Origin of the sequence: Halobacillus sp. Nhm2S1 (assembly GCF_019599545.1) — a bacterium.
Lineage (GTDB): Bacteria > Bacillota > Bacilli > Bacillales > Halobacillaceae > Halobacillus.
Map to the genome: position 1 here is coordinate 927452 of NZ_JAIEZV010000002.1, position 25465 is coordinate 952916.

A 25465-nucleotide genomic window follows, 5' to 3' on the forward strand; every position below is an offset into this window, starting at 1 on the left:
TGTTCAAAATATTGAAGATGCTGCCGTCTGGTTAAATTTCACTTCTAGTCTGTAAGCTCCGTTAACTGTTGAGAAGAAGCCGCTACTTTATAAACCGCCCCATTGATTTCCTCGATGACCTGAGCGAATTGCTCAAGCTCTGTTTCAATCCCTGCATTATACGTTTTGTTCTGCCCCATGGCAGATACTATTTCAGTGAAAAATTGATTGATTTGCTCCATGCTGTCTGCACCTTCAGAGATCATGGTGTTGATGTTGCCGACATTACTTGAAACATTGTGGATCTGACCACTCGTAGTGGAGATCAAATCCGAGACCTCTGCTACTGAATTCTGCGTCTGCTCAGACAATTTCCGCACCTCATTTGCAACAACGGTAAAACCCGCGCCGTGTTCACCAGCTCGCGCAGCTTCAATCGATGCATTTAAAGAGAGTAAATTCGTTTGTTCGGCAATGGAAGAAACAATGGTTACGATTTTACTGATTTCTTCAGCGACATGCTTTAATTTTTCCATGTCTCCAGAAATTTCATTAATGTTTTCTTGAATCTGGTTCATTTGTTTTTGCTGAATTTCAAGCCGCTGCTTCCCATCCATCGACTGCTTCTCCACTTGTTGAGCGACTATGGACCCTTTTTTGGAATCACCGACGATTTTATCTGTCTGTTCCGTCAACTGCTCTGTAGACGCACTCGCTTGTTGGGAGACAGCTGCTACTTCTTCAGACATTTGATCCACACGCCGGTAGGCCTCTTCCGTTTTCTCCACTTCAACCTGCCGGAGCTCCTCTGCTTCCCTCTGAAACATTTCAAGTACAAGCTGCTGTTCAATATTTAGGATTTTGGTCGTTGCACGAGTCGCCAGACCATAATGCTCACGTGGCAGGTCCTGTTCGTAAATATCCATGAATGATAACAAGAGGTCCTGAAAAGCACACATATACCATTTCGGCTCCAATCCAATCTTCAAGTGGACAGTGGCAATTGTCTTTCTTTTTTCAATAAAAGCTGTATCAATAGTGCCGTTGAACATTTCCTGAATGTGCACCTTTAAGGTCTTTTTTAAACGATCGACAGCACTGTGGTCATGAATGATGCTCTCCAAGGATGCTTCCTTTCCCAAGTTCTTATAAAATTGGGTCACTATTCGATCAATATGATTGCTGATCAATGGCTTTAATGATTGCAAAACCGCCAAATCCTGTTCATTAAGATGAACCATTCCGAACTGTGTATGTAGACTTGAATCTTTTGGTATGTCAATGACTCCTGTAAACCCTTCTCCGAGCGGTCTAACTTCCTCTTTTTTCTTTGTCATGAATAAACCCATGTCCATCCCCCTTAAGACTCTATCTTTTTGTAATATCGTCTTAAACGAGTGAACAGTTAAGTAAGATTCCTCTTCTTCCACAAACGCTTTCGATTGTGGAAGAAGAGGTTTCGGTACAATTGTGTGGTTCTAGGGGCTCCGGGAGATTCTCGTTAGTTAGATAGTGGGAGCCTCTAACTGCGGACAGGGGATCGTGGTTCACTTACATCGAAAGGGGTGGTTGGGAAGCTGCGAGACTCCAGCGGGAATGATTTACTGGCAAGACCCCACAGTGCGAAAGCACGAGGAGGCTTGCCGTCATCCCCGCAGGAAAGCGAGTAGCTTCCCAGCCACCCCTAACGCCCAACAAGGCAACGAACCCCAGAATCATCTCGAAACTGAGTCTTCAAGAAACCTGCCAGAAAGTTGAACTGCATGTTTTTTGAACAAGAAGAAAAACCCCCAAACGACGGTATGTCGTCTGGGGGTTTTGGTTACGCGTCAGCGTTGTATCCTACACGCTCACGGTCGATGTACTCATTCGGAACTTCTCCGAAATGTGTACTGTGGTTTTTGAATTGAGCTTTTCGGCCATTCCGGTGTTCACCATGGCTCTTTCTTTCCTTGAACTGGCGATCCACCTTTTTTTCCTTGTTGCCCATCCTAATCACCTCGTGTAAAACATAATGTCTTACAAGGTTATTATGTTTCGTACTCCCGAAATTATTCATGAACTTGAAACGAAGGTTCGTGCGTCCCCCACTTCCCCAAGTGCCTGCGGAATAAGGCCATCACCATTAAGTGTGCCTTCGCCTGGGTATATTTGTATAAGAACCATGGCAGTGATGGCATATAATCATGAATGGCTACAATCGCTTCATTTTTCCCTGGAATTTTTCTGAATTCCAGTCTTCCCCTCACGTTTTTTTCTTTGTTGCTCAATCGGCCCCCGGAAATATAATATAAAGCACGGTCCTTCGTGCTTCTTTCAGCTGAATATGTGAATTCGAGCAGTGGGATCTTATTAAAAATCACGCCAATTTGACAACAATGCGTTTCATCTACGGTCGTTTTTACCCAAGGGTTCAACACCTTTTCCAGCCATTTCACATAGTACTTCCCAATCCAGTCTGCCGAATGGCCCTGAGGGAGAGGGATACGCTGGACAGAACGGACATCGTCCTGCATGGCTGGTAAATGAGGTCCGTTCGATTTTCCTTTGGTTTGCTTTTCATCTTCTCTTAGAGCCCATTCAGCTGCTTCTTCAAAGGGGGTTTCCCCATCACTGATTTCATCCACTTTGTTTTCAGACGAGGCAACCATGGGGTGGACAAGGCTTTCAATGAGTGGATACACCATTTCTTTCGGCGCACTCGTGACGAGCCTTACCCATAACTTAGACAAATCAATGGTTAAGAAGGGGACATTGACCATAAATGGTTTCTTACCCATTACGCCCGCCACTTTTTCCATCATCTCTTCGTAAGTCATCACCTCCGGACCCCCAACGTCAATCGAACGTCCCTTCAAGCTTTCTTCGCCAATACTTTGGTCGAGCGACCCAATTACGTCCGGTAAGGCAATCGGCTGCGTTTTTGTCTTCGTCCATTGCGGGAGAACCATAAAGGGAAGACGCTTCACTAACTTTTTCAATATCGGAAAGGAAGATCCTCTTGGACCAACGATCAGTCCTGCCCGGATCGTCGTCACGGGGACTCCGTACGCCCCTAGAATCTCTTCCACTTCAAGCCGACTCTTTAAATGACGGGAAAGTTCTTGTTCGTCTTGAGGAATGATGCCGCTCAAATATACGATTTGCTTCACGCCTGCTTTTTTTGCCGCCTGAGCGAAATTATCAGCAAGGATAACATCCATATCTTCGAAAGACCCCTGGGTCAACTTAGCAGAAGGCATCATCGAGTGTACAAGATATACCGCGATCTCCGCCCCATCCAACCCTTTTTCTGCATCAGCCATTGAGTATAAATCGCACGATCGCCAGGTCACCTGGTCACTGTCTTCCTTATCATCGCCATTTCGGGATAAGGCGATAATTTCAGAATGGTCTTTCAGCTTTTTCATCAAATTTTGTCCTATATATCCACTCGCCCCTGCTAGAGCGACAACAGCTTTCTTCACCACACACATCACTTCCTTTTCGCTTTTTTAACCTAGTACCCCCAGTCTCTATACATGTAACACTTTTCCTTTGAGCAATACTTAACTATATGGCAGGATTGTAAAAGGCTCGATTTCAAGATATTTATGTAAGTTTAACGGTTTCGAAAAAAAGAGTCGACGCCTTGGTACAGCTCGCAGAAATGATCGAAACTGAGCCTTGAAATAAGGAACTTAAACGGAAAATATATCATGGAAATTGAGGAAGACTTTGAGTAAGAGTGTGTAAATGGTAAGCAATACCGTTGACATCCTTGTTTACATGCCTTATCTTACCCTAGTAAACCTTAGTAAACCAATCAGCATTATACTGTTTAAATATTAAAAAAGGAGGGGTTCACCATGAGTAAGTTGTGGAGAATCTACACACAAACATCATTGATCAAAAAAATTACCGTAGCCTTGGTGCTCGGTGTATCCGTCGGTCTTCTGTTCGGAGAAAGCGCTGCTGCCCTGGCCCCTTTTGGTGACCTATTGCTCCGTCTATTGAAATTTATCATTGTACCGTTAATTCTGTTCACCCTTATTGTAGGGATTAATCAAACGAACATCGGTTCATTGGGACGCATGGGCGGAAAGGTTTTCCTCTATTACCTGGGCACTTCTGCCCTTGCCATTTTAGTCGGCGTGTCCGTTGCCACTTTGTTCAATCCGGGTACAGGGATGAGTCTTGGGAATGAAACTGTCGATGTTCCTGAAAATCCTGGCGTCACCAGCGTGCTCTTGAACATCGTGCCTGAAAATATTCTTACAGCCTTAACCGAAATGAACCTGCTTGGAATCATCTTTACTGCAATCGTGTTTGGTTTAGCACTCTCTTACATGCGGTCAACGAATGCTTATCAAAGTCTGGGAGGTCACCTCTACAAAGTCATCAATGCTTTGAATGAGGCGACTTTAATCGTGATGAAGGGTATTCTTCAATATGTACCCATCGGTATTTTTGCGATTATCGCTGAAGTCGTTGGTACACAAGGAGCGAACACGTTGTTGGAATTAGGGAACTTCATCGTCGTTCTTTATATAGGTTTACTTGTACAACTAGCTATTTATATTCTTTTCCTATTTATGAGCAAACGAAAGCCGACTGCTTTTTTCAAAGAAGCACGCACTCCTATGTTGACAGCCTTTGTTACACAGAGCAGTTCTGGAACGCTGCCTGTCACATTAAATGCTGCGAAAAACCTGGGGTTGAATAAAAGCTTGTATGGCTTCAGCCTTCCCTTAGGAGCAACAATCAATATGGATGGTGCAGCTATTCGAATTGCTGTATCGGCTGTATTCGCTGCGAACATTATTGGTGATCCATTAAGCTTTGTCTCCATTCTTCAAATCGTCCTTGTTGGAACACTGGCCTCTGTCGGAACCGCTGGAGTTCCAGGGGCCGGAATCATCATGATTGCGACTGTGTTCTCTCAAGTCGGACTGCCTATGGAAGCTGTCGCCCTTCTTGCCTCTGTGGACGTTCTTATCGGTATGGGTGCTACAGCCTTAAACGTGACTGGTGACCTTGTGGGTACCACTCTTATTAATAGAACCGAAAAGAACCAATCCTAAAACACGAATCCTCCGTCTTAAACAGGCGGAGGATTTTTTCGTTATATGGCAGGAATGTGGAAGCAGAGAACAAGTTTATAAATCGCTAAAGATTTTATAAAAAATGTAGTTTCAACAAAAGAAAAACCAGGGAAAGTGATTAAATGGTAAAACTACATCAACGGGAAACATACCCCTGTAAGAAAGAGGTGAACATATGACTCCGAATGAAATAGGTTTCGCACTTCTTTATATCGGTGTCTTCCTTTTGATCGGTAAAATTATCCGTGTCAAATGGACATTACTACAAAATTTATTCTTACCCTCATCCATTATCGGAGGGTTTATTGCGCTTTTCCTTGGTCCTCAAGTACTCGGAAAGTTCATGCCGGAAGACAGCTTCTTCTCAAACGGGATCATGACAGAATCCATTATGGAAGTATGGTCCGCCCTTCCCGGTCTCATGATTAATGTGGTATTTGCTGCTCTTTTCCTTGGAGCTGCCATTCCAAAGTTAAAAGATATTTGGTATTACGCTGGTCCGCAACTGGCGCTGGGATGGTCTGTCGGCTGGGGCCAATATGTGGTCGGGATCACTCTCGCTGTTCTCATCTTAGTCCCCTTCTTTGATCTACCTGCTATGTCAGGGGCCTTGATTGAGGTCGCTTTTGAAGGTGGCCACGGGACGGCCGCCGGTATGGCGAGCACTTTCGAAGAGCTTGGTTTTGCAGAAGCTTTCGATTTAGCCATCGGCCTAGCAACAATCGGCGTATTATCGGGAGTCATTTTTGGAATCATCCTGATCAACTGGGGTGTTCGTAATAAGAAAACGAAAGTTATTGAAGATGTGGAAGACTTCTCTGATTTAAGAAAGCGTGGAGTTATGGAATATCAAAACCGTGAACCAGCGGGAAAAATGACCTTGCGTCCGGAATCAATCGAACCGTTATCCTTCCATTTATCTATCGTTTTCATCGCTATTCTGATCGGCTGGTTATTGTTGCAAGGGCTGATTGGTCTCGAGTCGATCACCATCGGATCTGATTTTATGAGCTATATTCCATTGTTCCCACTAGCGATGATCGGTGGAATTGCTCTTCAGATCTTTTTCAGCAAAAAGGATAAATATAACCTTGTTGACCGGAGAATGGTGAACAGAATTCAGGGACTTGCGCTTGATATCCTTATATTAACGGCCATATCCACCGTATCTTTAGATGTCATTGGCGAATACCTCGTTCCATTTGTCATTCTAGCAGCTGCAGGGATTGCTTGGAATTTATTTGGATTCCTTGTACTTGCACCTAGAATGATTCCGCAGTATTGGTTTGAACGCGGGATTGGAGACTTTGGACAATCGATGGGCGTCACCGCTACAGGGCTACTTTTGATGCGAGTCGTCGACCCTGACAATGAATCTCCCGCTTTTGAAGCATTCGGATACAAACAACTCTTTTATGAACCCTTTTTAGGTGGCGGATTTGTGACCGCCTTATCCGTTCCGTTCATCGCTCAATTCGGGCCATGGCCGACGCTGATCGTAGCGGTCGCCATGACAGCGATCGGTATCTTCTTCGGACTCTTCTATTTCGGAAAACAGAAAGCGGTCTAAGCAAAACAACGTCTGCGCATAAGCAGACGTTGTTTTTTTCAACAATATAATCTTAGATACCTAATTTATTATAAGGAAATATATGCAGTTTGCTGAACAAAAAACCATTCTTATGGTATGATATTTCATTAGTTGCCTAAGTATTTTAGAAAGAAGGTTAAATCATGTCATCTCAAGAAATAAACCGTGTCCCTTTGATGATCGTACTCATATCAGGAGCCTTTGTAGCCATATTAAATCAAACCCTGTTAGCCACCGCCCTGCCTCACATTATGGCCGATTTGAATTTGGATGCGAATACAGCGCAATGGTTGCAGTCGATCTTTATGTTAGTGAACGGAATCATGATTCCTATTACAGCCTTTTTAATTGAACGCTTTTCTACGAGAGGACTGTTCATGACAGCTGTTGGATTATTCGCTTTCGGTACACTTGTCTGCGGAACCGCCCCTAACTTTTCGATTCTTTTAACAGGAAGAGTGTTACAGGCCTCTGGTGCCGGTATTATTCTCCCATTAATGCAGACGATTATGTTCCTCGTTTTCCCTATTGAAAAAAGAGGATCAGCGATGGGGATGTTCGGACTTGTGATTGCTTTTGCACCGGCCATCGGCCCGACATTGTCCGGCTGGCTCGTCGAGCAGTTTCCCTGGAGAAGCCTGTTCTTCGTTATTTTGCCCATTGCCATTGCAGACTTGATCGTCGCTTACTTCATTTTGAAAAATGTAACCAAGCAAACGTTCCCGAAGGTCGATCCGATATCCATTATCCTTTCTACGTTTGGTTTTGGCGGAATTTTATACGGATTCAGTGTTGCCGGCAGTGCCAGCTTTTTAAGTAGCGAGGTTCTCCTTTCTCTGGCAGTCGGAGCTGTCACGTTGACGCTTTTTATCACCCGCCAGATGAAATTGGAAAAACCGACTTTGGAATTCCGCATTTTCAAATATAAAATCTTCACCCTCACGACCGCACTCGGGATGATTGTTTTTATTTCCATGATCGGTGGGGCAGTCATTCTGCCAATTCTTATGCAGGACATGCTTGGATTCACAGCTTTCGAGTCAGGCTTGATGCTATTGCCGGGGGCATTGTTAATGGGGATCATGAACCCCATCACCGGTCGTCTTTTTGATAAATTCGGTGCGCGTTGGCTTGCCATCATCGGTCTCGGACTGCTCACCGTTTCTACATTCCTTTTTACAAACCTTGATCCATCGACGACCTTTTTATATTTAGCTCTCGTCAATTGTGTCCGTATGTTCGGGATTGCTATGGTGATGATGCCTGTGACGACAGCCGGACTTAACCAGCTACCACAGCACTTGATGCCCCACGGAACAGCCATGAACAATACAATGCGCCAAGTTTCCGGAGCTGTCGGTACGGCCATGCTCGTCTCTGTAATGACGAGTCAGACTATTCCTTCTGAAGGAGTGACAGGTCTGATTCATGGAGTGAATCTCTCCTTTATCGTGGCTGGGATCTTTGCCGTGGCCGGTTTCATCATGGCCTTTTTCATTAAGAAATCTCGTCCAAATGAAGGCGAATTAAGGAACGCTTAAGAAACTCTACACAAGGAAAGCCTCGCTGAAAGGACAGCTAGGCTTTCTTTATCTAGAGAACTACACAAAAAATAAATACGTAGTCACCAAAATAAACAATAAGAAGGCCACAGACGTCATATAGACAATAATTCGATGGGAAGAGACAAAGCGATTTTCATTGATGTTCTTCCGCGTATGATAATAATTCACGGTTGCTCCAATAATCGTCATTACGCCGAGAAACAAAGAGGAAATGCTGACGAGCATAGCCAGACTGTTCGCCAAATCACCAGCCGTCGGAAGGGCTGACATATGGACCGTCGTAGCTAAAAACCCGATCCCGACAAGGGCGATACTTGTCCGAATCCAGGCTAAATAGGTGCGTTCATTGGCTAAATGCTGCTGAATGAGCTTTCTTTCATCCACCATCGATGACCATCTCCTTTTTCCACTATCTTTATCTTATAACTTTAGGGGCCTCTCATACACGGATAGAAGGATTTGATTGGTGGCTCCAAAACATACCAATGGATTGTTCAGCCATAAGAAAAAGGAGGAGGCATGATGAATGCCCTCTCCTTTTATTTTTGCACCGCTGCTTTATACCGTTCATAATAGCTCTCTACATTATTCAGTAACAACAACTCGGTATATAAGTAGGCTTTCATATTGAAGTCAGAGAAATCGATGTTCGTCAGTTCCTGGATTTGCTTGATTCGGTAATTCAACGTGTTGGGGTGGATGAACAGTTCGTTAGCTGTCTGCTTTCCTTTTCCATTATTCGCAAGGTACGCTTCCAGGGTGAACAGGAGTTCTGTCTGTTTCGTTGTGTCATTTTTAATCAACGTCAGCAGATCTTCACTGTAGTAATCTTCCGAACTGTTTTTTTCATATAGCGCAGCTAAATATCGATAAAGTCCAAGTTTAGAAAATTCGCGTGGCATCGTTTCAGGACGCGGTCCGATGAAGTTAGCCGTCTCAATGACTTCCAACGCTTCGAGGAAGCTTTTTCGCATATAATAAATTTTCGTATATTCTTTTCCGACACCTATAAGGAAATGATAAAAATCTTCCTCGCCTGTTTCTACTTTCACAACATCAATAAGGTCACGGGCGACATCCCTTGATGAAAAGCGTTCGGATTCTCTTCCTTCAATAAAGAGAATCAGCTGAAATTCTGTTTTCAAGTAATACAGGTGGCGGTTTGTTCGGAAACGGTTGACCGTGTTTTCCAAGTCATCCAACATCGACTTGTACTGAGGAGCAGTCACTGAAAAAACGACGATGGAAAATCGATCGGGAATCTTAAGTTGAGCAAGAGAGGCATCATGACGAAACTGGCTTTCGCTGGCATATTCATGATGAAGCAGCTGCCAGAGAAGCTCTTCTTTACGTCCCTCTTTGGCGTTCTCTTTCATGAACTGGTCATAAATCAATTTCCCGAGATGGCCGGTGATCTCCTCTAAAAATTCCATTTCCTCTGCATTCAAGGATTGCTCCGAATCCTGGACCCACACATAGCCCAGCGTATGTCCAAGGTGCTTGGCGGCAATGACGACACGCTGTTGAAATCCAAGGTCCTCCATGGGATGGACACGGATTGGATCCGATTGTTTTTGCAGACGAGTGACAATGCCTTCTTTCTTTAAACGATCGATGATGAAGATCGGACATTTCTTCGAAAGGATCGTTTTCTGCTGGGTCTGATCGAAATCATCAAACGTTGAACTATAAGCAACCAATTCAAAATTCTTATTTTCAATTATGACAGGCTTTTTCAACTTCGAACTGATCAGCTCTGTCGATTTATGAATATCTTCTGCCTGAAGGATCAATTCTTTGACTTCCATAGGAATCCTGACCTTTCCGAGTAGGTTGAATGTCATGTATCGTTACCCTCCATTATATCGGTTGTGGATGGAAAGAAAAAGAAATATATCTAAGGCATCTTGAATAACTCTTATGCTGTTCTTTCGTTCAATTAAGTAATAGGTGATCATTCGCTTTCCTGCATGTGATTCTATGAAAAAAGCTCCCCCAAGTTTGGGAGAGCCTTAGGCTTTTTTAAAACATTTCAGAGATCGTCTTCGCTTGCATGTGTAGAGCAAGGTAGTCAGGTCCGCCAGCTTTTGAGTCGGTTCCACTCATCTTGAAGCCGCCAAATGGCTGGTAACCGACGATGGCTCCTGTACAGTTACGGTTGAAGTACAAGTTTCCGACGTGGAAATCGTATTTTGCTTTTTCCAGATGTTCACGGTTATCAGAGATGACCGCACCTGTCAGACCGTATTCTGTATTGTTGGCAATGTCGATCGCTTCATCGAAGTTTTTCGCTTTTGTGAAACAGACGACCGGTCCGAAGATTTCTTCCTGCTGCATACGGGAATCTGGAGCGAGATCTGCAAAGACCGTTGGCTCGATGAAGTACCCTTTCGAATCGTCCCCTTTACCACCTGTAACAAGACGTCCTTCTTCTTTTCCGACTTCGATATAACTCATGATCTTATCATATGCGCCTTGATCGACGACCGGTCCCATGTAGACATTCTCTTCCGATGCATTTCCGACGGTCAGCTGCTCTGCTCGTTCTTTTACTTTTTCCAACACTTCGTCATACACATCTTCGTGAACGACGGCGCGGGAACCGGAAGAGCATTTTTGACCGGAGAATCCGAATGCAGAGACGATGATGGCATCGACTGCTGTTTCAATATTCGCTTCCTTATCGACGACGACGGTGTCTTTCCCGCCCATCTCAGCAATCACCTGCTTCAAGTGATTCTGACCTTCTTGAATTTCTGCCGCACGCTTGATGATGCGTGTTCCGACATCACGGGAACCTGTAAAGGAAATCAGGGCCGTTTTCGGGTGATCCACAAGATAGTCTCCGACTTCGCCACCGCTTCCTGGCACGAAGTTCAAGACACCTTTCGGTAGACCTGCTTCTTCAAGCACTTCTACGAATTTCGCGGCAATGACCGGGCTGTTACTTGCCGGCTTCATGACGACTGTGCTTCCTGTAACCAGTGGAGCGACCGTTGTACCTGCCATGATGGCAAATGCAAGGTTCCAAGGTGGAATGACGACCGCAACGCCTGTAGATGTATAGATGTAGCGGTTTTGCTCACCAGGACGGCTTTCAACGGGCTTGCCTTCTTTCAGTTCGATCATTTGACGTCCATAGTACTCAAGGAAATCAATCGCTTCTGCTGTATCGGCATCCGCTTCTTTCCAAGGCTTCCCTACTTCATACACGAGATAGGCGGAAAATTCATGCTTACGACGACGGATGATGTGCGCCGCACGGAATAATAGCTCAGCGCGAGCACGTGGATCCCATTTTCTCCAGTCTTCGAAAGCAGTCGCTGCTGACTGGACGGCCTTTTCTGCTAAGTCTTCGTTCGCTTTTGATACGGTACCTACGATCTGCTTTGTGTCCGCAGGGTTTGTGGAGGTAATCGTATTGTCTGTGCGAATGCGATCGCCATCGATGAGAAGATCATGATGCTGCCCTAATTCTTCTTTCACTTGCTTCAATGCTTCCTCGAAAGCTTTCTTATTTTCTTCAATTGTAAAGTCTGTGAATGGTTCGTGTTTATAAGGCTGGACCATGATAAAATTCCCCTTTCTAATGTGTAGAAGTTTTATTTACTGAAAACACCTTTTAATGCAAAGGCGATGTTCGCTGGTCTTTCGGCGAGCCTTCTCATGAAGTACCCGTACCAATCTTCTCCATAAGGAAGATACACTCTCACTTTGTAACCTTCTTCAAGAAGATCTTTTTGCATTTGATTCCTCATGCCGTAAAGCATTTGGAATTCAAAGCGGTCTTTCGGAATGTTGTGTTCTTCCACAAGCTTTTTCGTATAATCGACGATTGCATCATCGTGACTTGCAATAGCCGTATAGTTGCCATTTAACAGGTTTTTCTTGATCAAATGCTTCAAGTTATTGTCGACGAGATGCTTCTCTGGAAAGGCGACCTTCCCCGATTCCTTATACGCTCCCTTCACAAGGCGCAAGTAAGGTTGGCAGTCATTCAGGCGATCAAGATCCTCATCGGATCGATAGAGATATGACTGAACGACCGTACCCAAGTTCGGGTAGTCTTTTTTTAACTTCTGATAAATATCTAAGGTAGCCCCGCACCTTGACGAGTCTTCCATATCAATGGTGACCGTAATGTCATGCTTTTGGGCTTCCTTCAAGATAAGTTCCATGTTTTCCATAACCAAATCTTCACTAATATCCAGTCCAAGCGACGTCAGTTTGAGGGATACCTCCGACTGCAGCTGGTTACTTGCAATCTGTTGAATACAACGGATGCATTCACCTGCACGGTCTCTGGATTCCTCTTCACAGTCTACAAACTCTCCTAAATGATCAACCGTAACGACCAAACCCTCATGGTTCAATTGTTGTATTAATGGAATTGCCTGGGAGAACGTCTCTCCCCCTACTATCTTGTCAGCCCCAAATTTACTGCCAAAGCGCTTAGCAAAGCGATCTAACAACTTATTGTTGGAAAGGTATAAGAAAAAGTTCTTACTGATGGCTTCCAAGATCACCACACCCTTTCATCATTCTCCTATTGATTCACCAAGTGGGCTCGTTAGGTGGAATGGAAGTTATAATGTTTGAACTGTTAAGAAAATTGTAACGAATAGCGCTTACATTCGACAACGTGTAGCAAACACAAAGATAAGGCTGTAGTTTTATAGTTTAAACACAAAAGCGGCCAACCCCTGTTTATCATAAGACTCGCGCGGGAACACACGGGCTTTTTTATTATGTTTTAGTGGGAATTTATGTAAGACCTGGTGCGCCAGAATTTGTAAATGTCTAGGCCTCCTCTCTTTTGACTAGAATGAGAGGTAATGAGATCGAATATTGAGGTGACATGATGAGTAATTATATTGTTTCTCTGCATTGGATTTATGTGTTCGTTATGTTGGCGGGAGCTTTGACATTTTTATATTTAAGCCGGAATCCACGCGGTGTTCCGAAGTATGAGTACGTGATTGCTATTATTATTCCGTCATGGTCAGGGGCCGCTTACTTATCCATTGCCTTAGGACAAGGGTTGCTCGAACAACCTGACAAAACCGTGTACTTCGCCCGTTACTTAGACTGGGTAGTAACGACGCCCCTACTATTGCTCGCACTCGCTTTGACCGCCATGTTTTATGAGAAGAAGAAAGACAAAGCCTTGATTGCAGCTTTAATAGCTGCTGATGTGTTTATGATTCTGACGGGGTTAATTGCCGACTTTTCCTCTGAAACCATCAAATACATTTGGTATGTTCTCGGGGTCGTTGCTCTAGTAATCATCCTTTATATCATTTGGTATCCATTAAGGAAGATTGCGATCAAAGGTGGTACGAAGCTGAAGAAACATTACCAGCGCACGGCCGCTTACTTGACTGCTTTCTGGGTTTGTTATCCGACCGCCTGGATCATAGGCCCTTCTGGAGTCGGATGGACAGAGCAGGCGACGGAAATTACAGCCTTCATCATCCTTCCCATCCTATCCAAGATTGGATTCAGCCTTCTCGATGTAAGTGGGCTTAGGCGTTTGAACCTTCCCGGTGTTGATGTGTGATTTACAGCTGGATTGAGTGGTAATATATGTAAGACCTGGTCATAAAAAAGATCACTTAAAAGGTCTCCCATATGATGGATGAGCTAAAATACGGGACACAATAACTATAGGACCATAAAAAAGAAAGCCTGAAGGAGTCCTTTCAGGCTTTCTTTTCGTTTTCCTCTATTTCATGACTAATACGGGGCAGTTTGCATGCTGGACAACGTTATTACTCACACTTCCCAATAACATTTTCTTCACTTTCCCAAGTCCGCGGTTCCCAACGATAATCAGATCCACGGCTTGCTCCTCCGCATATTTACAAATACCGATCCCAGGGTTTTCTTGTACCTCACTGATGATAACTTCTGTAATGACACCTACATCTGATGAAGCCATCTGTTCTTTCAACACATCCATTTCTGAACGCAGGTTTTCTGCCATTTCGTCCCCTATACTATGGGAGACCGCAGCATTTGTTGCTGGACCTGTAGGTTTCACGACAGATACGATATGAATTTCCCTATTGGCAGTTTCACAAGCCTGATTCCTTGCTTCCCAAACCGCTTCTCTACTCAAGTCACTGCCATCGTATGCAACGAGTATTCGTTTGGTCATAGGGTAACCCTCCATTAATAGAGTGTTCATTTACACTTCCATTATATCACATTGTAAGCGCTATCTTAACAACCCTCTCCACTTTAAAGGAAGAGAAGAAGCAACTTCTTCAACATTTTACACCCTTCATTTCCATGTTCATCTCCTAAGAATAGACAGACACCCATGACAAGTGTCATATAAATGTCCTGACGTTTATGCCTTATAAAATGATGGACTTTTCCCTATCATAAGTAGCATGAAGAATTATGAAGGAGTCGTTATTATGAACAAGGATAAACAACGAGAGCTGAAGAAAAGCGTTTCAGCCTTTGCGAAACCTGATACAAAAGCAGGCATCCGCCAGTTGATCAATACGGTCATCCCGTTCGTTTTATTGTGGGTATTAGCCTATGCAAGTCTATCCGTCTCTGTATGGCTTGCTGTTCCAGTCGCTATGATTGCTGGTGGGTTCGTTATCCGTCTTTTCATCATTTTCCATGATTGTACGCACCAGTCGTTCTTGAAAAGTCAAAAGGCCAACCGCATCATAGGCACGATTACAGGTATTCTGACGTTGTTTCCTTTCGATAAGTGGAAACGAAGTCACTCGATCCACCATGCAACAAGCGGAAATTTAGATAAACGCGGCACGGGCGACATTTGGGTCATGACCGTGGACGAGTATATCAAAGCTTCGTGGAAAGAAAGACTCGCCTATCGCCTTTATCGTAACCCAATCGTCATGTTTGGCTTAGGTCCACTTTACTTGTTCCTTGTCTCCAACCGTTTCAATCGTAAAGGCGCTAAAAAGAAAGAGCGCATCAATACGTATGTAACTAATATCGCTGTTGTGGCGATGTACAGCCTGATTATCTGGGCCATTGGCTGGGAGGCTTTCTTAATTATTCAAATCCCGGTTCTGTACGTATCAGGCATCCTGGGGATCTGGCTTTTCTATGTACAGCACCAATTTGAAGATTCTTACTTCGAAGACGAGTCCGAATGGGATTTTGTAAAAGCAGCCGTCGATGGCAGCTCCTATTACAAGCTTCCTAAAGTGCTTCAGTGGGTATCCGGAAATATCGGCTTCCACCATGTTCACCATCTAGCACCGAGGGTTCCGAACTATGCGTTGGAAGAAGCCCACGAAAAAACACCACCTTTAAAACACGCGACGACGATTACTCTGGCCACGAGCCTTGAATCCATTCGATTCCGTCTCTATGATACAGAAAATAAAACATTCGTATCCTTCAAGGAAGTGAAACCACTGCTGAAAAAGAAGCGCCTCGCTATGCTTAATCAAAGGCAGCCGAGTTTCCAGGATAAATAAAGTAGTTGAAAGTCCATTCCCTCGAATGGGCTTTTCCTTTATGCTTAAAAAAAGGAGGTGCATCCACGTGCAGAACTGGTATCAAATCATACCGAAAAATACAGGGCTCAGTATTTACGTCTGGATCATCTTTTGTTTATTGCCCTTTTTCTTCATCTTCCGCTCTTCATCCATGTACGAAATGCTCTTCGGCATCCTAATGACACTGATTTTCTTCCTTGCTTACCGGCTTTCGTTCATATCCAACAGCCGATTCGTCTATTTGTGGGTAAGTGTTGAGATGGTTATCAGCATTGTTATGACAGCCCTGTTCGGATATATTTATTTCGCGCTTTTCATCGCCTATTTCATTGGGAACATCAAACATCTAGGTGGCTTTTTATCTTTATACATTGTCCATTTGACCTCAACACTGATTGCAATTACGATGACATTCATTTACCAAATTGATTCTCTTTTTCCGAACCTTCCTTTCATTATCATCACGGTAATTGGAGTGATCCTGCTTCCGTTTACGGTCCGCTATCGAAACCAACAACAAAAACTGGAGGGAGAATTGGAAGATGCGAATGAACGAATTTCGCAACTGATGGTCATTGAAGAACGCGAAAGGATTGCGCGCGACCTCCATGATACACTTGGACAAAAGCTTTCGATGATCGGCCTAAAAAGTGATCTTGCCCGCAAGCTCATGACGGTCCATCCGGAGAAGGCCAACAAAGAAGTGGAAGATATCCGCAACACAGCCCGAACAGCCTTGAAGGAAGTCAGGGAGATGGTATCGAATATGAAAGGGACGAAGCTCGAAGATGAAATTGTCCGCGTCCAGCAAATTATCGAAGCGGCAGAAATGAAATTTCAATTTGAAGGGGATCCCCATATCACCAACACTCCTCTGCTCGTGGAAAATGTGCTCAGCATGTGCTTAAAAGAAGCAGCGACGAACATTGTGAAACACAGCGAAGCAAAGACCTGCCGTGTGACCATTCATCAATCCCCTACTGAGATTCTCATCGGTATTGAAGATGATGGCAAAGGGCTCCCCGCCTCGTTGGACCCTTTTCGTGGCAACGGATTACAAGGGATGCGTGAGCGCCTCGAATTTGTGAATGGTAAGCTTGAAATTGAATCAATAAATGGAACGCTCCTACAATTTCACGTTCCAAACGTGATCAAAAACAAAGAAGAGGAGGAATAAGTATGATCCGGATCGTTATTGCCGAAGACCAGCGCATGCTTTTGGGCGCGCTTGGAGCTCTTCTCGATTTAGAGGACGGCATGGAGGTTGTAGGCCAGGCTCAAAACGGTGAAGAAGCGTGTGCGCTTGTGAAAAAATTGAAACCAGATGTTTGCATCATGGATATAGAAATGCCTGTCAAGGATGGACTGGATGCCGCTGAAGAATTATATGAAGAGCCGTGCAAGGTGATCATTTTGACAACGTTCGCCCGTCCCGGGTACTTCGACCGCGCCCGCCGTGCTGGTGTCAGTGGATATTTGTTGAAAGACAGCCCGAGTGAAGAACTAGCCACAGCCATTCGGAAAATTACAAACGGACAGCGCATCTTTGACCCAGAACTCGTCGACCTGGCATTCACACAGCAAAACCCTTTAACTGAACGAGAGCGTGAGGTGATCCAACTGATGGCAGATGGGAAGAACACCAAAGACATCTCTCAAGAGCTATTCATCACTCCCGGTACGGTTCGCAACTATGTTTCTGTCATTTTAGAAAAATTAGAAGTCACCAACCGCATTGAAGCTATATCTAGATTCAAAGAAAAAGGTTGGTACAAAAAATCCCGCTAATCCTCATCAGAAATACTCACTAGAAAGAGGTGCGTTTTGGGACACCTCGCTTTCCATCGGCTCTCGTTCCCCTAAAACCTAGGCGCACGTGATAAAACCTCGCCCTTTTCATGAGCGAGGTTTCAGTATTTATAGCTTGAAGCGGCGGACCTGTTCGTTTAATTGCTCAGCAAGGTTCGATAAGACTTCAGCCGTTTGAGAGACTTCTTCCATAGAACTATTCGACTGCTGGGCAGAGGCGGCGGCCTGTTCGACACCTGCGGCCGACTCTTCTGTAATGGAAGCGATTTCCTCGATGGAGTGGTTCATGTGTATGCTGTTTTCAGCAATCTCTTTCAAGTGTGCAGAAATATTTTGGATTTTGGCGACCATTTCTGAAACGGAGTCCTTAATCTCATCAAAAGTAGCCCCTGTCTCTTCCATCTGTCTTGAACCTTGGTCGACTTCACTGTTGCCTGCTTCCAGAGAAGTAACGACGTTTCCAGTTTCTTTTTGAATACCTTCTACGATTTCAGTAATATCACCGACAGAATTCGTAACCTGTTCAGCAAGCTTCCTTACTTCATCTGCAACAACAGCGAACCCTTTGCCGTGCTCACCAGCCCGGGCTGCTTCAATGGCCGCATTTAAAGATAACAGGTTCGTCTGATCGGCAATGTCTTCAATGACTCGGACAAGTTTGGAAATTTCTTTTGATTGGAGATCCAATCCTTTTACTTTTTCAGTGGATTCCTTAACAATCCTATCAATGGTACGCATTTGCGCAACAGCAAGCTGCATGGATTCCCGGCCTCTGTCCGTCATAGCAAGGACCTCAGTCGATGTTCCTGAAATCGATTCGCCATTGGCATTCGCTTCCTGAATTTTTTCACCAAACGTTCGCATTTGATCAGAAAGATGGGTAGCTCCATTCGCCTGTGATTCTGCCCCTGAAGACAACTCCTGCATCGTTGAGGCAATTTGTTCACTTCCTTCTCTCACTTCATACGCTGACTGAGTCAAAGCTTCACTTTGCCCGGAAACTCTGTTTGAAGTAAAAGAAACGGACTGGATGACTTCATTCAGAGAACGCTGCATGTCGTTCGTCGCATCTGCCAGCTGGCCGATTTCGTCTTTCGATTTCACATAAACCGGCCCTCGACTGACGTCTCCTTCTGAAATCTGTTTCATCCGCTCCACTACTTTTTTTATCGGATTCGTAATGCGATTCGCGATAACAAGCGCAAAAATAACTCCGATGACGATGGATACGACGGAAATGATGCTGCCGATCACCATCATTGTATGACCGGTTTGCAGGATATTTTGTCCTTCTTCCTCCATCATTTGTTCGCGTTGCAAAGCCATGTCTTCAAACCCTTCCATAACTCCTTGACCAAGAGGGGTAACTTCCTCCCTCATCGCTTGAAGGGCTGCTTCCACGTTTCCACTGTCAAAACGGTTAAAGACTTCATTTTGAACCATTTGCCCCCATTGATTGCTTTCTTCCACCAGGCGGGCTGCTTCTTCAGAATTGGACATACTCAGAAGCTTATCCTGAATCTCTACGCTTTCTCGGGTATATTCATTAAACTTCTCCCGGTAACTTTCATCTTCAAAAAGTACATAAGCTCTTGTCAATGCGATTCGCTGAGACAGGTTCAAAGCTAGTTTTTCATCAGCAATAAGCAAAGGGAGTTGGTGATCCACCATATCCTTTGTACGATCATTCGTATATTTAGTAGCAAAAAAATTGAAGCCGCTTAATATAACCGTCAACATAATCACTACTGAAAAAGAAATTAGAATCCTTTTTTTAAGACTTTTCACGAGAACGCTCCTCTTCCGTATTTTTCCTTTCTTCTTTTATCGGAAATAGGGAGCGTTCCCTGAAGTCTATCCTTTCGATACTCCTGATTTTTTTACTTACTCGATTTCTCTCAGCTCCCTAAACCTGAAGAAAATAAACATAGAATACAATGTGACTAGTATGGCACCAACCGCCATGATGTGATGGATGGATACTCCGAAGGCTAAAACCCCTGAGGTTAGGGCGTAGCTGACAGGGATCAGTCCCATGGAAGCGAGCGATATAAGCCCCATTACCCTTCCCAGCATCTTCTCTTCAATTAAACTTTGAATAGCGGCAATGAATGGAATGTTGGAACCCGATAAGGCAAACCCGAAGATGCCGAGGCATAAAATGCTCATCCACAGTTCTGTTGTGAAGCTGAGCCCTGTAAAAGCCATTCCTGCAATGACTAATGCCAGAATACCAATTTTCCCTCGGTTCTTTTTCACATTCAACACACCAACCACTATAGAACCAAACAGCATCCCCACAGCCAAACCAGCTTCAAGAAAGCTAAAATCCATGGCTGTCCCTTCCAGAATGGTCTTCACAAATAACGGAAGGCCCATCGTTAAAGGTCCAACTAAAAAGAGGTTCATAAAAATCGTCGTCAAAACGACAAGGGAAATGACACGGGAGTGCTTCACGTAAAGAATCCCTTCCCTAAAATCATCCCAAAATCTTTTCTGTTCCTCCGACTCTTCTTTCACTTTGGGTACACGCATTAAGAAAATCAAAGCACTCGCCACAATGAGCATAACCGCTGTGGTCGCAAACACAATCTCATAGTTTCCAAAGGCAATGATGACTCCGGCAAGCATAGGAGCGAGAATGAACGAGGTCTGGTTGGTCATCTGGATAATGGAATTCCCTCTGGTCAAATGATCTTTATGAATGATGGAAGGAATAACGGCACTTTCTGCTGCCCAGAAAAAAGCATCCAGAATGCCAAAGAAGAAGGCGAACGTCACAAATGTCCATAACGTAATCCCACCAAACATAAACCAAACGACAAGACCGATAAGGAGTAGCCCACGGATGAAATCAGACAAAAACATAATTTTCGCTTTATCAAAGCGATCTGCAACCGTCCCACTGATAATCATGAATAGCACCCTCGGTATACTTACGGCGATATACAGCATCCCAAGAGAAGCCTCTAAACCTAAGACATTAACGACATACCAGCTTTGTGAAAAAAGGAAAAAAGAAATACCAAAACTTGATAAAAGTGCCGCTCCCCAAAGCAGCAAAAAGTTTCGATTCTTAAATATGGAGGGAATCTCTTTCGTTTCCGTTTCTGAGTGTTGCAACGCCATTTCATTGACAGCCATTCGAATCACACCTTCGTTTGTTATTGGTTAATTCTATTGTATAAAAGGCCGGGGACCTCAACGATGTGCCACAGAATGATTCTCCATCCGCCCCGAGACCGATTTCTACAACCTTCCCTTAAAAGCTACCCTTGGTGTAAAACTTCCAGATTGCTTAAGATAAGAATCTGAGAGATATTGTCGAATCGCTTGTTCCCTTGTCTTCCCACTTGTAAGACGGAGACTTTTTTGATAATCTTTAACTAACTAAATATTTTCTTATTTCAAATGATTTTGAAGTAAGGATAGAGGTGCAATGACATGAGTACACTTGTCGGAGGAGAATGAGCTCCTGAGATGCAGGTGGAAAGGGGAATTTGCCGAAGCGAAAGGGATCTCATCTCCCTGATGCTGGTTCTGCTGCTGAAGAAGTACAGGACTGTCATATAGGAAACTATATGGAGGGCTATCTTACGCAGGAACGGTTAAAAGTTTCTACGGCAGCAGCGACGCCCTCGTTGTTGCCGTTTTTATTTTGACTGCCGTATGGCCCTCACTACCTCGGATGTATTCTAAATTCTAAGCAAAGGTGTGAGGTTATGAATTTCGGCCAAGTATTAACAGCGATGGTGACCCCTTTTGACCGCGAAGAGAACATTGACTTTGATGCAACACGAGCGTTAATCAACCACTTGATCGAAAACGGATCGGATGGCCTGGTCATTGCAGGAACAACAGGTGAATCACCGACATTGACGACAGAAGAGAAAGTGAGACTTTACAAGTTCGTTGTCGAAGTTGTTGACAAAAGAGTTCCTGTCATTGCGGGTACCGGTTCCAACAACACAAGAGCGTCCATTAGCTTGACTAAAAAAGCGGAGGAAGCTGGTGTGGACGCTGTCATGCTCGTGACTCCTTATTATAATAAACCAACTCAAGAAGGCCTTTACCAGCACTTCTCTACGATTGCCAAATCTACATCGCTTCCCGTGATGCTTTACAACATTCCGGGCAGAAGCGTCATCAACTTGGATCCTGAAACCGTCATCCGTTTGTCTCAAATCAATAATATCGTTTCCATCAAGGAAGCAAGCGGCGATCTCGATGCGGCGACGGAAATCATCCGTGAAACGTCCGATGATTTTTCTGTTTACAGTGGTGAGGACTCCAACACGCTTCCATTCGTATCTATTGGAGGTACAGGAATCGTCTCCGTCTCCTCCCATGTAATTGGAAATGAGATGCAGCAGATGATCCAAAGTTTCCGTGAAGGCGATTTTGCTTATGCCGCCCGTCTTCATCAAAAACTTGTTCCTGTCATGCATGCCATCTTCTCTGCACCAAGCCCGTCCCCAGTTAAAGCGGCTCTGAATGCTAAAGGTGTGGAGGTCGGTGGAGTTCGTCTTCCCCTCCTGCCCCTTTCAGAAGAAGAAGAAAAGCAGGTACTCGGCGAACTTGAAAAAGTACAACTGAAAGAAGCGGTCAAAGCTTCATAAGAAAAACCGCCCGGCATGGGCGGTTTTTCTTATGAACAATTTCATATGGGTGTTTCTATTTTTATTCTCTTTTGATTGTCTCAACCCCTTTAGATTTAAAAGGTTAAGGATAGAGATATTCGGTTAGAAGGAAGAAAAGGAGGGGTACGATGTCCACGCAATGGAAAAAGAAAAAAGACATCGCCCGGTTTATTTTTCTTCTCGTCATCATCACCATTAGTCCTTTGCTGAATAAGAGTTTTGATTGGTTTGTGAATCTTGCGATCGTTTTTTTCCTTTACTTTGTCCTGATGTTCCTGATGAATTGCTTGATTCAGGAAACGAATGAACATTAAAAAGCCCCAGGCACCAACACCTGAGGCTTCCCTTTTATACTTCCACTGTCCACCCATAGCGGTCTTCTTTTCTTCCCCGCTGAATTCCTGTAATCGTATCATAAAGCTCTTGAGACAGGGCACCGATTTCGTGGTCGTTGATGACCATCTTCTTGCCGAGCCAGTTTAATTCACCAACGGGCGAAATGACGGCAGCGGTGCCAGTTCCGAAGGCTTCTTCGAGCTTGCCGTCTTCATAGGCCTGGTACAGTTCATCAATTGAAATACGACGCTCAGACACAGGAATCTCCCATTTACGTAGAAGCTCAAGGATTGATGTACGCGTAATCCCCTGCAGGATGCTTCCACTCAAGGCTGGAGTCACGATCTCTCCATCGATTTTGAAAAAGATATTCATGCTTCCAACTTCTTCAATGTAGCGTTTCTCTACGCCATCGAGCCATAGGACATCGTTGTTCCCTTCTTCTATCGCTTTCGCTTGAGCCTGATAGCCGGAAGAATAGTTGCCGGCGGTTTTCGCCATGCCTGTTCCTCCTTTGACAGCACGGGTGAATTTGTCTTCTACGTTTATCGTTACCGGTTTGATGCCGCCTGAGAAATAGGGGCCGACTGGTGATAAGATGATCATCAGTTTATATGATTTGGACGGAGCCACCGCAAGGCTCGGTTCTGTCGCAATAATAAAAGGTCGTATGTACAGTGACGTTCCTTCAAAAGAAGGCACCCAGTCTTTTTCGAGTTGGACTAACTCTTTCAAGTAACCGAGCACTTCTCGTTCATCGACCGGAGGAATGCTCAAACGGTCACTTGACAAGTTCAGTCGCTCGAAGTTTTTCTCGGGGCGGAAAAGAAGCACGCGTCCATCATTCGTGCGGTATGCTTTCAACCCTTCAAAAACGGTTTGTCCATAATGGAAAATCATTGCTGCCGGATCGAGCGTCAGCGGTTCATATGGAACGATCCGTGGTTCGTGCCATCCTTTATCCTCTTGATAGTCCATCACAAACATGTGATCCGTGAAGGTGCGTCCAAAAGGAATCTTTTCACTTTCTGGTTTGGCTTTTTTATGGGTTGCTTCGACGATGTTCAATGACATTTTCATGACTCCTTTTCTATGGTGGTCTTTAAATATTAGTATCCATTGTACGCTCATCCTCACCTTTTTTAAAGAGGATTTGACGGAATGGTCAAAATATTTTTACTACACTGTCGCTTTTTTGTATTAAAATGCGTGAACACCTACACTTTTGCTATACTGAGAAAAGGTAAAATACGGAAAGGTGGTGTCCCTTTTGTTCAAACTGCTCTTAATTGAAGATGACCAGACCCTTTTTCATGAGATGGTCGAGCGTCTGTCTCAGTGGTCGTATGAAGTCCATGGCATTCATGACTTCAGCCGGGTGATGGATGTATTCACGGATGTCGATCCTCATCTCGTCATCATCGACATTCAGCTTCCGAAGTTTGATGGCTTTCACTGGTGTCGGATGATCCGAGAACATTCCAATGTCCCGATCATTTTTCTTTCCTCGAGGGATCACCCGACAGACATGGTCATGTCGATGAACCTCGGTGCAGACGACTTCGTACAAAAACCGTTCCATTTTGATGTGCTGATCGCGAAAATCCAGGCAATTCTACGCCGGGTTTATAATTACAATACCGAACAAAATGAATTGAAGACGTGGCTTGGTGCAACCATCGACTACGAACGGAATCGGGTCTCGAATGATGATGGAACGGTTGAGCTCACCAAGAATGAAATGCTCATTTTGAAGCAGCTGGTTGAGAGAAAAAGCAAAATCGTCAGCCGCGAAGAAATCATTCACCGTTTATGGGAGGACGAACGATTCGTCAGTGATAACACGCTCACGGTCAACGTCAATCGCCTGCGCAAAAAGCTTGCAGACCTCGGTCTTGGTGATGCCATTGAGACGAAGGTCGGACAAGGGTATGTCGCGAGGGGCGAGTCATGATCCGGAAATTCCTTGCCGAACGAATCAGCTGGATCCTTTTAATCGTTACCTTTCAGCTGCTCGCCTTGTTCGTTGCGTTCGTTGACCAAACCGTGCCGCTTTCTTCCATGCTCTACTACATTCTGTTATCAGGGCTTCTCTTCATCTTTTTCCTTATCAGCCGCTACCGTAAAGAAACCCAATTTTATATGGAACTCGAAGAGCGGGACAACGACCTTGATTTGACGACGTTCCCTGAAGCGGATAGTCCTTTTGAGTCGGTTATTGAGACAAATGTACGCGATCAGATGGAACGGTTGAAGCAGGAAGCTTCCTTTAACCAAAGTCTTCTTGAACAGGAAAAAGACGAACTTTTATCATGGATCCACGAAGTGAAAACACCGATGACTGCGATGCGGTTGATCATCGATCGGATCGACGACTATAAGCTGAAATCCCAGCTGACCTTCGAGTGGATGCGTATCCACCTCCTTCTGGATCAGCAGCTGCACCAGAAACGGATTCCATTTATCGAAAACGACCTTTATATAGAAGAAGTGGAGCTTGAACCGCTGTTATTCAATGAAATCAAGTCGCTCCGGTCATGGTGCATGCAAAAAGGGATCGGCTTTGATATTGATCTGCAAGCTGAAACGGTGCTGACAGATGCGAAATGGCTCGCCTTCATATGCAGGCAGTTAATGACAAATGCAATAAAGTACAGTGAGAAATCTGAAATCACCATTACAAGCACCGAAGAAGCCGGTCGCGTAAAGCTTATGATTCAGGATGAGGGGCGAGGGATCGATCGGAAAGATCTACCCCGCATATTTGAAAAAGGGTTCACCTCAACGACTGAACATCAGGATCAGGCGGCTACCGGGATGGGCCTCTACTTGACGGACCGGATTCGGAAAGCATTGAAGATCGATATCGAAGTGCGATCTGAACTTGGCCGTGGATCGACGTTCATCCTCCAGTTTCCAGAACCGAATGAATTTACGAAGCTTGGGAGCATGTGACGAAACTGTC

Annotated in this window: 22 protein-coding genes and 1 riboswitch; of the genes, 11 read left to right on the forward strand and 11 right to left on the reverse strand. The window is 44.6% G+C overall.

Features of this window, described 5'->3' with window-relative positions; all coding sequences use genetic code 11:
* Nucleotides 1–44: 44 nt before the first annotated feature.
* The 3 genes from K2225_RS10830 to K2225_RS10840 form a co-directional block, all read right to left on the reverse strand.
* Nucleotides 45–1328 (reverse strand): globin-coupled sensor protein, encoded by a 1284-nt coding sequence (locus K2225_RS10830; RefSeq protein WP_220584746.1) that lies wholly within the window; start codon nt 1326–1328, stop codon nt 45–47.
* A 473-nt stretch (nt 1329–1801) separates the two neighbouring features.
* Nucleotides 1802–1969, reverse strand: coding sequence for a hypothetical protein (locus K2225_RS10835; protein WP_220584747.1), 168 nt, complete (start codon nt 1967–1969; stop codon nt 1802–1804).
* Nucleotides 1970–2030: 61 nt separating this feature from the next.
* On the reverse strand, nt 2031–3455 hold the full coding sequence (locus K2225_RS10840) for an NAD(P)H-binding protein (RefSeq protein ID WP_220584748.1): 1425 nt from the start codon (nt 3453–3455) through the stop codon (nt 2031–2033).
* 372 nt (nt 3456–3827) lie between these two features.
* Here K2225_RS10840 and K2225_RS10845 point away from each other — a divergent pair, with 372 nt between their 5' ends.
* The 3 genes from K2225_RS10845 to K2225_RS10855 all read left to right on the forward strand — a co-directional run bounded on the left by K2225_RS10845 (nt 3828) and on the right by K2225_RS10855 (nt 8195).
* The gene (locus K2225_RS10845) at nt 3828–5042 is read left to right on the forward strand and encodes a dicarboxylate/amino acid:cation symporter (protein ID WP_220584749.1); all 1215 of its coding nucleotides are present in this window, start codon (nt 3828–3830) and stop codon (nt 5040–5042) included.
* Nucleotides 5043–5238: 196 nt separating this feature from the next.
* Entirely contained in the window at nt 5239–6633 is a 1395-nt protein-coding gene (locus K2225_RS10850) for a sodium/glutamate symporter (RefSeq protein ID WP_220584750.1), read from the forward strand.
* Between the two features lie 164 nt (nt 6634–6797).
* Entirely contained in the window at nt 6798–8195 is a 1398-nt protein-coding gene (locus tag K2225_RS10855) for a DHA2 family efflux MFS transporter permease subunit (RefSeq protein WP_220584751.1), read from the forward strand.
* A 60-nt stretch (nt 8196–8255) separates the two neighbouring features.
* Here the strand turns inward: K2225_RS10855 and K2225_RS10860 are convergent, their stop codons facing one another.
* From K2225_RS10860 to K2225_RS10875, 4 genes are all read right to left on the reverse strand, one after another.
* Complete coding sequence (locus tag K2225_RS10860; RefSeq protein WP_220584752.1) at nt 8256–8606, reverse strand: YidH family protein; 351 nt, start codon at nt 8604–8606, stop codon at nt 8256–8258.
* Between the two features lie 152 nt (nt 8607–8758).
* Nucleotides 8759–10063 (reverse strand): PucR family transcriptional regulator, encoded by a 1305-nt coding sequence (locus K2225_RS10865; protein ID WP_255574420.1) that lies wholly within the window; start codon nt 10061–10063, stop codon nt 8759–8761.
* A gap of 178 nt (nt 10064–10241) precedes the next feature.
* Nucleotides 10242–11789: an L-glutamate gamma-semialdehyde dehydrogenase gene (gene pruA, locus K2225_RS10870; protein WP_220584753.1), complete on the reverse strand. Its 1548-nt coding sequence runs from the start codon at nt 11787–11789 to the stop codon at nt 10242–10244.
* A 32-nt stretch (nt 11790–11821) separates the two neighbouring features.
* Nucleotides 11822–12739, reverse strand: a complete 918-nt coding sequence (locus K2225_RS10875; protein WP_220584924.1) for a proline dehydrogenase family protein — start codon at nt 12737–12739, stop codon at nt 11822–11824.
* 341 nt (nt 12740–13080) lie between these two features.
* On the opposite strand from K2225_RS10875, the gene K2225_RS10880 reads away from it, so the two are divergent.
* On the forward strand, nt 13081–13779 hold the full coding sequence (locus K2225_RS10880; RefSeq protein WP_220584754.1) for a bacteriorhodopsin: 699 nt from the start codon (nt 13081–13083) through the stop codon (nt 13777–13779).
* Between the two features lie 165 nt (nt 13780–13944).
* Here the strand turns inward: K2225_RS10880 and K2225_RS10885 are convergent, their stop codons facing one another.
* Nucleotides 13945–14379, reverse strand: a complete 435-nt coding sequence (locus tag K2225_RS10885; protein WP_220584755.1) for a universal stress protein — start codon at nt 14377–14379, stop codon at nt 13945–13947.
* Between the two features lie 265 nt (nt 14380–14644).
* Here K2225_RS10885 and desA point away from each other — a divergent pair, with 265 nt between their 5' ends.
* From desA to K2225_RS10900, 3 genes are all read left to right on the forward strand, one after another.
* Nucleotides 14645–15694 carry a Delta(5) desaturase DesA gene (desA, locus tag K2225_RS10890; protein ID WP_220584756.1) on the forward strand — a complete coding sequence of 350 codons (1050 nt, stop codon included), beginning with the start codon at nt 14645–14647 and terminating at the stop codon, nt 15692–15694.
* A gap of 67 nt (nt 15695–15761) precedes the next feature.
* Entirely contained in the window at nt 15762–16892 is a 1131-nt protein-coding gene (locus K2225_RS10895; protein WP_370632739.1) for a sensor histidine kinase, read from the forward strand.
* A 2-nt stretch (nt 16893–16894) separates the two neighbouring features.
* Nucleotides 16895–17503 (forward strand): response regulator transcription factor, encoded by a 609-nt coding sequence (locus K2225_RS10900; RefSeq protein WP_146814703.1) that lies wholly within the window; start codon nt 16895–16897, stop codon nt 17501–17503.
* Nucleotides 17504–17632: 129 nt separating this feature from the next.
* On the opposite strand, the gene K2225_RS10905 is transcribed toward K2225_RS10900, so the two are convergent.
* Together K2225_RS10905 and K2225_RS10910 are read right to left on the reverse strand one after the other, a co-directional pair.
* Nucleotides 17633–19312 (reverse strand): methyl-accepting chemotaxis protein, encoded by a 1680-nt coding sequence (locus K2225_RS10905; protein WP_220584758.1) that lies wholly within the window; start codon nt 19310–19312, stop codon nt 17633–17635.
* Between the two features lie 96 nt (nt 19313–19408).
* Nucleotides 19409–20668 carry an MFS transporter gene (locus K2225_RS10910; RefSeq protein WP_220584759.1) on the reverse strand — a complete coding sequence of 420 codons (1260 nt, stop codon included), beginning with the start codon at nt 20666–20668 and terminating at the stop codon, nt 19409–19411.
* Nucleotides 20669–20945: 277 nt separating this feature from the next.
* A riboswitch (Lysine riboswitch) is annotated at nt 20946–21124 on the forward strand.
* A 122-nt stretch (nt 21125–21246) separates the two neighbouring features.
* Between K2225_RS10910 and dapA the strand changes: the two genes are divergently transcribed.
* Nucleotides 21247–22143: a 4-hydroxy-tetrahydrodipicolinate synthase gene (gene dapA, locus K2225_RS10920; protein WP_220584760.1), complete on the forward strand. Its 897-nt coding sequence runs from the start codon at nt 21247–21249 to the stop codon at nt 22141–22143.
* A gap of 149 nt (nt 22144–22292) precedes the next feature.
* Entirely contained in the window at nt 22293–22478 is a 186-nt protein-coding gene (locus K2225_RS10925; RefSeq protein WP_220584761.1) for a hypothetical protein, read from the forward strand.
* 34 nt (nt 22479–22512) lie between these two features.
* Here K2225_RS10925 and K2225_RS10930 read toward each other — a convergent pair whose 3' ends face one another.
* Nucleotides 22513–23580: a branched-chain amino acid aminotransferase gene (locus K2225_RS10930; protein WP_370632740.1), complete on the reverse strand. Its 1068-nt coding sequence runs from the start codon at nt 23578–23580 to the stop codon at nt 22513–22515.
* 190 nt (nt 23581–23770) lie between these two features.
* Here K2225_RS10930 and K2225_RS10935 point away from each other — a divergent pair, with 190 nt between their 5' ends.
* Complete coding sequence (locus K2225_RS10935) at nt 23771–24454, forward strand: response regulator transcription factor (RefSeq protein ID WP_220584763.1); 684 nt, start codon at nt 23771–23773, stop codon at nt 24452–24454.
* The gene (locus tag K2225_RS10940) at nt 24451–25455 is read left to right on the forward strand and encodes a sensor histidine kinase (RefSeq protein WP_220584764.1); all 1005 of its coding nucleotides are present in this window, start codon (nt 24451–24453) and stop codon (nt 25453–25455) included. Before K2225_RS10935 ends, K2225_RS10940 begins: the two co-directional genes overlap by 4 nt.
* The last annotated feature ends 10 nt before the right edge of the window (nt 25456–25465 follow it).

What these genes read in the sequence shown, in the direction of transcription:
- K2225_RS10865 (WP_255574420.1), bottom strand. Translation starts at nt 10,063, where the DNA reads ATGACATTCAACCTACTCGGAAAGGTCAGGATTCCTATGGAAGTCAAA.
- K2225_RS10910 (WP_220584759.1), bottom strand. Translation starts at nt 20,668, where the DNA reads ATGGCTGTCAATGAAATGGCGTTGCAACACTCAGAAACGGAAACGAAA.
- K2225_RS10850 (WP_220584750.1), top strand. Translation starts at nt 5,239, where the DNA reads ATGACTCCGAATGAAATAGGTTTCGCACTTCTTTATATCGGTGTCTTC.
- desA (WP_220584756.1), top strand. Translation starts at nt 14,645, where the DNA reads ATGAACAAGGATAAACAACGAGAGCTGAAGAAAAGCGTTTCAGCCTTT.
- K2225_RS10860 (WP_220584752.1), bottom strand. Translation starts at nt 8,606, where the DNA reads ATGGTGGATGAAAGAAAGCTCATTCAGCAGCATTTAGCCAATGAACGC.
- K2225_RS10855 (WP_220584751.1), top strand. Translation starts at nt 6,798, where the DNA reads ATGTCATCTCAAGAAATAAACCGTGTCCCTTTGATGATCGTACTCATA.
- K2225_RS10900 (WP_146814703.1), top strand. Translation starts at nt 16,895, where the DNA reads ATGATCCGGATCGTTATTGCCGAAGACCAGCGCATGCTTTTGGGCGCG.
- K2225_RS10835 (WP_220584747.1), bottom strand. Translation starts at nt 1,969, where the DNA reads ATGGGCAACAAGGAAAAAAAGGTGGATCGCCAGTTCAAGGAAAGAAAG.
- K2225_RS10840 (WP_220584748.1), bottom strand. Translation starts at nt 3,455, where the DNA reads ATGTGTGTGGTGAAGAAAGCTGTTGTCGCTCTAGCAGGGGCGAGTGGA.
- pruA (WP_220584753.1), bottom strand. Translation starts at nt 11,789, where the DNA reads ATGGTCCAGCCTTATAAACACGAACCATTCACAGACTTTACAATTGAA.
- K2225_RS10925 (WP_220584761.1), top strand. Translation starts at nt 22,293, where the DNA reads ATGTCCACGCAATGGAAAAAGAAAAAAGACATCGCCCGGTTTATTTTT.
- K2225_RS10930 (WP_370632740.1), bottom strand. Translation starts at nt 23,580, where the DNA reads ATGAAAATGTCATTGAACATCGTCGAAGCAACCCATAAAAAAGCCAAA.
- K2225_RS10830 (WP_220584746.1), bottom strand. Translation starts at nt 1,328, where the DNA reads ATGGGTTTATTCATGACAAAGAAAAAAGAGGAAGTTAGACCGCTCGGA.
- K2225_RS10885 (WP_220584755.1), bottom strand. Translation starts at nt 14,379, where the DNA reads ATGACCAAACGAATACTCGTTGCATACGATGGCAGTGACTTGAGTAGA.
- K2225_RS10880 (WP_220584754.1), top strand. Translation starts at nt 13,081, where the DNA reads ATGAGTAATTATATTGTTTCTCTGCATTGGATTTATGTGTTCGTTATG.
- K2225_RS10845 (WP_220584749.1), top strand. Translation starts at nt 3,828, where the DNA reads ATGAGTAAGTTGTGGAGAATCTACACACAAACATCATTGATCAAAAAA.
- dapA (WP_220584760.1), top strand. Translation starts at nt 21,247, where the DNA reads ATGAATTTCGGCCAAGTATTAACAGCGATGGTGACCCCTTTTGACCGC.
- K2225_RS10940 (WP_220584764.1), top strand. Translation starts at nt 24,451, where the DNA reads ATGATCCGGAAATTCCTTGCCGAACGAATCAGCTGGATCCTTTTAATC.